The 6,569-nt window shown below is 71.8% G+C and carries 6 protein-coding genes; 2 read left to right on the forward strand and 4 right to left on the reverse strand.

Annotated elements, in window-relative coordinates; translation table 11 throughout:
• Positions 1-98: 98 nt before the first annotated feature.
• Together EYQ95_RS25600 and speE are read right to left on the reverse strand one after the other, a co-directional pair.
• On the reverse strand, positions 99-1,997 hold the full coding sequence (locus EYQ95_RS25600; protein ID WP_132331952.1) for a tetratricopeptide repeat-containing diguanylate cyclase: 1,899 nt from the start codon (positions 1,995-1,997) through the stop codon (positions 99-101).
• 68 nt (positions 1,998-2,065) lie between these two features.
• The gene (gene speE / locus EYQ95_RS25605) at positions 2,066-2,920 is read right to left on the reverse strand and encodes a polyamine aminopropyltransferase (protein WP_132331955.1); all 855 of its coding nucleotides are present in this window, start codon (positions 2,918-2,920) and stop codon (positions 2,066-2,068) included.
• A gap of 149 nt (positions 2,921-3,069) precedes the next feature.
• Between speE and speA the strand changes: the two genes are divergently transcribed.
• Positions 3,070-4,959 (forward strand): arginine decarboxylase, encoded by a 1,890-nt coding sequence (gene speA, locus EYQ95_RS25610; RefSeq protein ID WP_132331962.1) that lies wholly within the window; start codon positions 3,070-3,072, stop codon positions 4,957-4,959.
• A gap of 19 nt (positions 4,960-4,978) precedes the next feature.
• Positions 4,979-5,833 (forward strand): NAD(P)-dependent oxidoreductase, encoded by an 855-nt coding sequence (locus EYQ95_RS25615; RefSeq protein ID WP_132331957.1) that lies wholly within the window; start codon positions 4,979-4,981, stop codon positions 5,831-5,833.
• On the opposite strand, the gene EYQ95_RS25620 is transcribed toward EYQ95_RS25615, so the two are convergent.
• Positions 5,830-6,255 carry a hypothetical protein gene (locus EYQ95_RS25620; RefSeq protein WP_132331959.1) on the reverse strand — a complete coding sequence of 142 codons (426 nt, stop codon included), beginning with the start codon at positions 6,253-6,255 and terminating at the stop codon, positions 5,830-5,832. The two genes, EYQ95_RS25615 and EYQ95_RS25620, sit on opposite strands and share 4 nt — an antisense overlap.
• A gap of 5 nt (positions 6,256-6,260) precedes the next feature.
• Positions 6,261-6,569: SPOR domain-containing protein (locus tag EYQ95_RS25625; RefSeq protein WP_207916692.1), on the reverse strand; the 309-nt coding region annotated here is incomplete at its 5' end.

The following is a 6,569-nucleotide window of genomic DNA, read 5'->3' on the forward strand; positions in this document are numbered from 1 at the left end:
ACATTGCCCCGCTGCCGCGGCAGGCAATCCTCGATACGCGCGAATTGCGCAGGCGTAAGTTCCATGCGCAGTATGTTAGCACGTAGTGTTAACAGGCCCTAGTCCGCGGTCTGCAGCGTGTTGCGGCCGGCGGCCTTGGCGCGGTAGAGCGCGGCGTCGGCCCGGCGCAGCACGTCCTGCACGCTGCTGTCGTCCGCCCGCAGCGTCGCGACGCCCAGGCTGACGGTCACCTGCAGGTCGGGCGCGACGTCGTGCCAGCGCAGCGCTTCCACGTTGCTGCGCAGGCGCTCGCCCACCTGGGTCGCGGCCTCGATGCCCGTATCGGGCAGAACCACGAGGAACTCCTCGCCACCGGTGCGGCCGATCGCATCGTTCTGGCGCAGCGCCTGCTGGCAGGCGTCGGCCACGCGCGCGATCACCTCGTCGCCGGCAAGGTGGCCGAAGCTGTCGTTGATGCGCTTGAAGTAATCGATGTCGAAGGTGATCAGGCACAGCGGGCGGCCGTGCGCGAGTGCGACGGCAACGGCTTCCTCGGCCACCAGTTCGATGCGGCGGCGGTTGGCCACGCCGGTGAGTTCGTCGGTCAGCGCGAGCACGCGGAGCCGGCGCGCACGCACGAACTGGCGAACCGCGAAGCCTGCCATCATGGCGAACAGCACGCCGCCGAGCAGGATCGCCCCGACCTGCCAGCGCCGCGCGCGCTCGAGCGCGGCGACCCGCTGCTCGCGCAAAACCTTCTCGCGACGAAGCTGCGCGTTCTCCAGCTCGCGCTGGCGGGCGTCGAACTGCTGGCGCAGCATCAGCGTGCGCTGGTCGGTGCGCGCCTCGACGAGTTTCTCGCGCAGCGTCACGTAGCGCTTGTAGTCGTCCAGCGCATCGGCCGGTCGCCCCATGCGTTCGAGCACCTTCGCGCGCTCGGGATAGAGCATGGCGAGGTAGCGCTCGTTGCGCTCGCGGCGGAAAGCCTGCTCGGCCCGGGCGAAGGCCTCGAGCGCGACGGCGTCCCTGCCCAGCGCGGCGTGCGCCTGGCCCTCGAGCAGGGCCAGCATGCCGGCATTGGAGGTGTCGTTGATCGAGGCGAAGTCGGCCCGCGCGCGCGCCAGTGCGGCCAGCGCGGCGGTCGGCTCGCCCTTGGTGATGCGCGCGGAGGCGATGCCCAGCTCGGCGGCGCCCGCGTCGCCCGGCCCCAGCCGCTGCCGTGCCACGCGCAGGGCCTCGTCGTAGGCGGCCAGCGCGCGGTCGGGTTCGCCCATGTCCTCGTGCAGGTAGCCGATCTGGAGCCAGTGCACGAGCACGGCGGCCCAGTCCTGCTGGCGCAGGGCGATCTCGCGGGCCTGCTCGAGGTAGCGGCGGGCGCGCTCGAACTCGCCCATGCGGCGGTAGGCGATGCCGATGTTCTGCAGGTTGCTCTCGGCATTGGCGCGCAGGCCGGCCGCCTCGTAGACGCGTTGCGCGGCGATGAAATCGGCCAGCGCCAGTGCATGCTGGCCGATGTAGGAGCGCACGTTGCCGCGGGCGACCAGCCCGTCGCCCACCAGCAGCGGGACTTCGGCGCGGCGGGCGAGGCCGAGGCCCTGGGTGTAGAGGTCGATGGCCGGGCGCGGGCCCTGGGTCATTTCCGCGAAGCCGGCCTGGCAGTACGTGAAGCGCGCCTCGGCCTCGGCATCGCCACGCTGGCGCGCTTCCAGCACGCCACGGCGCGCGACCTCGAGCGACGCCGCCGCGTCCTCCGGCGGCTGGAAGCAGGCCAGCGAGCGGAACTGCAGCTCGCGGCGCGCATCGCCCGGCGGGATCAGCGCGCGCAGGCGGGCCAGCTGGGCCTGGGCTTCCTCCGGCGTGGCCGGCTTGAGCTCCTCGCTGTCGAGCCGGTGGAAGAGCTGGTCGAAAGCCGCCGCGCGATCGCCCGGTGCGCGCGCGGTGCCGCGCTCCTGCGCCGCCACGCCGAGGGCGAAGGGCAGCAGGCCGGCAAGCAGCAACGGCGCGTGGAATCGGAGCATGGACGGGGCCGGCCTGCGGGGCGCCGGCGGCTCCCCGCAGCCGGACACCGCGATGATACGGCCGGGCCTCAGCCGCCCAGGGCCCGGGCGACGAACGGCGGCGTGGCCAGCGCGCCGCGGTGCACGTCGGCGCTGTAGTACTTCGTGTCCAGGCCGGCCTCGCGGGCGGCCTGCTCGCGGAAGTCGAAGCCGCCGCCCTTGCGCGCCAGCGTGCAGCTCCACCAGCCGGTCGGGTAGCAGGGCTGCGGGAACGGCAGCGTCTTGAACGTGGTGAAGCCGGCCTTGCCCATTTCCTCGCGCATGGAGCGGATGAGGTCGAGCAGCGCCAGCGGCGATTCGGACTGCTGCACGAGAATGCCGTCGTCCTTGAGCGCGCGGAAGCAGCTCTCGTAGAAGGCCTTGTTGAACAGGCCCTCGGCCGGGCCGACCGGGTCGGTGGAATCCACGATCACGACGTCGACGCTGCCTTCCGGGCAGTTCTTCATGTAGGCCACGCCGTCGTCGAACAGCAGCTCGGCACGCGGGTCATGGTTGGAATCGCACAGCTCCGGGAACCACTTCTCGGCCATGCGCGTGACCTGCTCGTCGATGTCGCACTGCGTGGCCGACTCGACGCCCTTGTGCTTCAGCACCTCGCGCAGCGTGCCGCAGTCGCCGCCGCCGATGATCACCACGCGCCTGGGGTCCGGATGGGTGAACAGCGCCGGGTGCGACATCATCTCGTGGTAGAGGAAGTTGTCGCGCGTGGTGAGCATCACCGCGCCGTCGATGAGCATCAGGTTGCCCCAGTCGGTCGTCTCGAAGATCTCGATCTTCTGGAACGGGCTCTGCACCTCGTCGAGCTTGGCGCGGACGCGGTAGCCGATGGCCGAGCCGGTGTGGTCGAAGTTCTCGTACTGCCAGGTGGGGGTCTGTTCGCTCATCGGGGGTCCGCATCGGCTGGGGCGCGGCGGGCGCCGCGGGGCGGGCGAGTGTAGCGAACGCCGGCTGAGCCGCCCGTCGCCGTCATCCCCGGCACCTCACCCGCGCGCCGCTAGAATGCGCGCCCGCTCATCCGAACCGGCCCATGCCCATGTCCGACTGGTCGCTCGACCTGGCCCGCAAGACCTACTCGATCCCGTACTGGTCGGAAGGCTACTTCGACGTCGACGCCGCCGGCCGCGTGAGCGTGCATCCGCAGGGCGCGGGCGGTCCGTCGATCGCGCTGGCCGAGGCGGTGGACCGCGCGCTGGAAGGCGGCGCGCAGCTGCCGCTGCTGGTGCGCTTCCCGCAGGTGCTCTCCGACCGCCTGCGCAAGCTGCAGGACGCGTTCGCCTGGGCGGTCGGCGAAACCGGCTACGGCGGCGGCTACACGGCCGTCTATCCGATCAAGGTCAACCAGCACGAGTCGGTGGCCGGCACGCTGGCCTCCAACATGGGCGAGGGCTTCGGCCTGGAGGCCGGCAGCAAGCCCGAGCTCATGGCGGTGATGGCGCTCTCGCGCCCGGGCGGGCTGATCGTCTGCAACGGCTACAAGGACCGCGAGTACATCCGCCTGGCGCTGATCGGCCGCAAGCTGGGGCTGGAGACGTTCATCGTCATCGAGAAGCCCTCCGAGCTGTCGCTGGTGATGGAGGAGGCGAAGGCGCTGGGCGTCGTGCCGGGCCTGGGCGTGCGCATGCGGCTGGCCTCGCTGGGCGCCGGCAAGTGGCAGAACAGCGGCGGCGACAAGGCCAAGTTCGGGCTGTCCCCGCGCCAGGTGCTGGACGTGTGGAAGCGCCTGCGCGACGCCGGCATGGGCGATTGCCTCTCGCTGCTGCACTTCCACATGGGCTCGCAGATCTCCAACGTGCGCGACATCGCCGGCGGCATGCGCGAGGCGGTGCGCTACTTCATCGAGCTCTCGCGCCTGGGCGCGAAGGTGAAGTACATGGACGTCGGCGGCGGCCTGGGCGTGGACTACGAAGGCACGCGTTCGCGCAGCTACTACTCGATCAACTACGGCGTGCGCCAGTACGCGCTCAACATCGTGCAGCCGCTGGCCGACGCCTGCGAGCAGCACGGGCTGACGCCGCCACGCATCGTCACCGAATGCGGCCGCGCGATGACCGCGCACCACGCCGTGCTGGTCACCAACGTGAGCGAGGTCGAGCGCGCGCCGGAAGGCCGCGTGCCCGAGGCGCACATTGATGAGCCGCTGGTCATCCGCCACCTGCGCAGCGTGCATGCCGAGCTGGCCACGCGCCCGGCGGTGGAGCTCTTCCACGAGGCCACGCACTACCACGCCGAGGGCCTGCAGGCCTACGTGCTGGGGCAGATCGACCTCGTGCACCGCGCGCGCATCGACGATCTCTACTACGCGATCCTGCACGGCGTGCGCGAGCGCCTCTCGCCGCTGGAGAAGACCCAGCGCGAGGTGCTCGACGAGCTCAACGAGCGTCTGGTCGACAAGTACTTCGTCAACTTCAGCGTGTTCGAGTCGATGCCCGACGTCTGGGCGATCCAGCAGGTGTTTCCGATCCTGCCGATCGAGCGCCTCGACGAGCGCCCCGCGCGCCGCGGCGTCATCGCCGACCTCACCTGCGATTCCGACGGCCGCATCGACACCTACGTGGAGAACGAGACGCTGGGCACGTCCATGCCGGTGCACGCGCCGCGCCCCGGCGAGGTCTACCGGCTGGGCTTCTTCCTGGTCGGTGCCTACCAGGAGATCCTCGGCGACATCCACAACCTGTTCGGCGACACCGACGCCGTGGCGGTGAACGTGGATGAACAGGGCTTCGCGTTCGTCCAGCAGCGCCGCGGCGACACGATCGACGTGATGCTGGACTACGTCGGGTACGATATCGCCCGGCTCCGGCAGGCCTACCGCGAGAAGGTCGCGGCCGCCGGGCTGGCCGCGGACGAGGCGCTGCGGCTCAACGAGGCCCTCGAAGCGGGCCTTACCGGCTACACCTACCTGGACGACGCGCCGCTGGACTGACGGCGCGCGGGAACACGACATGAAAACCGGATTCATCGGCCTCGGCGCGATGGGCGCGCCGATGGCGCGCCACGTGCATTCGCGCGGCCTGCTCACCGCGGTGGGCACGCGCACGCAGGACAAGGCCGACGCCTTCGCCGCGGAGCTCTCCGTGCGCGCCGCGCGCTCGGCGCAGAACTTCGCCGACTGCGACCTCGTCGCGCTCTGCGTACCGCTGGACGCCGATGTGCTCGAGAACGTCGCCGGCCTGGCCGACGTGCTGCGCCCGGGCACGGTGGTCGTCGACCATTCCACCGTCTCGGTCGACACCGCGCGGCGTGCGGCGGCCATGCTGGCCACCCACGACATCGGCTTCCTCGACGCGCCGGTCTCCGGCGGCGTGGAGGGCGCGCGCAACGGCCGGCTGTCGGTGATGGCCGGCGGCGACGAGGCCGTGCTGGAGAAGGCGCGCCCGGTGCTGGACTGCTATGCCGCGCGCATCGCCCACATGGGCGGCACCGGCGCGGGGCAGGCGACCAAGGCGGTGAACCAGGTGCTCGTGGCCGGCATCAACGAGGCCGTCTGCGAAGGCCTGGCGCTGGCCGAGAAGCTGGGCCTGGACCCGGAGCGCCTGTTGCCCACGCTGATGGCGGGCGCGGCGTCGAACTGGTTCCTCGACAAGCGCGGCGCGACCATGCTGGCCGGCGAGTTCGCGCCGGGCTTCAAGAGCCTGCACATGCTCAAGGACCTGCGCATCGTGCAGGGCATGGCGCAGGCCGCCGGCATCCGCGCCACGGTGATCGACCAGGCGCTGGCCGACTACGCCGAACTGGTCGAGCGCGGACAGGGCGAGGCCGATACCTCGGCGCTGATCCAGCTCAAGCGCGGGGGCTAGGACGCCGTCCGGACGGCGCGCCGCAGCGCGAGACGCTGCGCCAGGCGCTCGCCGGCGAACGCCCCGAGCCAGGCCGTGCCCAGCTCGAGCACGAGCATGAAACCGTAGTTGCGTGCGATCCAGCCGGGCACGCCGGGCATCCCGGCGGGCGCCATTGCCCAGGCGATGGCGATGCCGGCGATGCTGCTGGCCGCGACCAGCGCAGGCGCCAGGCGCTGGAACCCGTGGCCGGCGACCAGCGCGGCCACGGCCATCGACAGCGCCACGACCGCCAGCCCCGGCAGCGACACCGGCCCCAGTGGCGTGCGCATCGCACGGCTGGCGCCGAGCAGGTCGAGCAGCGCGGTGCCGCCCAGCAGCAGGGCCAGGCCCAGGACGCAGCCGGCGAGCAGGCGCGTGGACGGGCGCTCGAGCATGGCCATGGAGGCTAGTTGGTCTTCACGGCCAAGGCCGGCAGGCCGCCGGCGGCCAGCTTGCGCTTGGCCTCGGCAAGCTCGGTGGCGCTGCCGTAGGGCCCCATGCGGACGCGGTAGACGGTCCTGCCGCCGATGCGCGCCGACTCCACGCGCGCACCCAGGCCCAGCATCGCGATCTTCGCCTTGAGCTCCTCGGCCTGACCCGAAGCCTCGAACGCGCCGGCCTGCAGCAGGTAGCGCGCGGCATCGGCGGGGGCGGCCGCTTCGGCGGGCGGGGTGGCAGGCGCGGGCGGTGCGGTGGCCACGGCGGGCGGCGCGGG

The organism is Lysobacter sp. N42, from assembly GCF_004344885.1.

Coding starts and splice junctions, on each gene's coding strand:
- EYQ95_RS25600 (WP_132331952.1), bottom strand. CDS start 1,997: ATGCTCCGATTCCACGCGCCGTTGCTGCTTGCCGGCCTGCTGCCCTTC.
- speE (WP_132331955.1), bottom strand. CDS start 2,920: ATGAGCGAACAGACCCCCACCTGGCAGTACGAGAACTTCGACCACACC.
- speA (WP_132331962.1), top strand. CDS start 3,070: ATGTCCGACTGGTCGCTCGACCTGGCCCGCAAGACCTACTCGATCCCG.
- EYQ95_RS25615 (WP_132331957.1), top strand. CDS start 4,979: ATGAAAACCGGATTCATCGGCCTCGGCGCGATGGGCGCGCCGATGGCG.
- EYQ95_RS25620 (WP_132331959.1), bottom strand. CDS start 6,255: ATGGCCATGCTCGAGCGCCCGTCCACGCGCCTGCTCGCCGGCTGCGTC.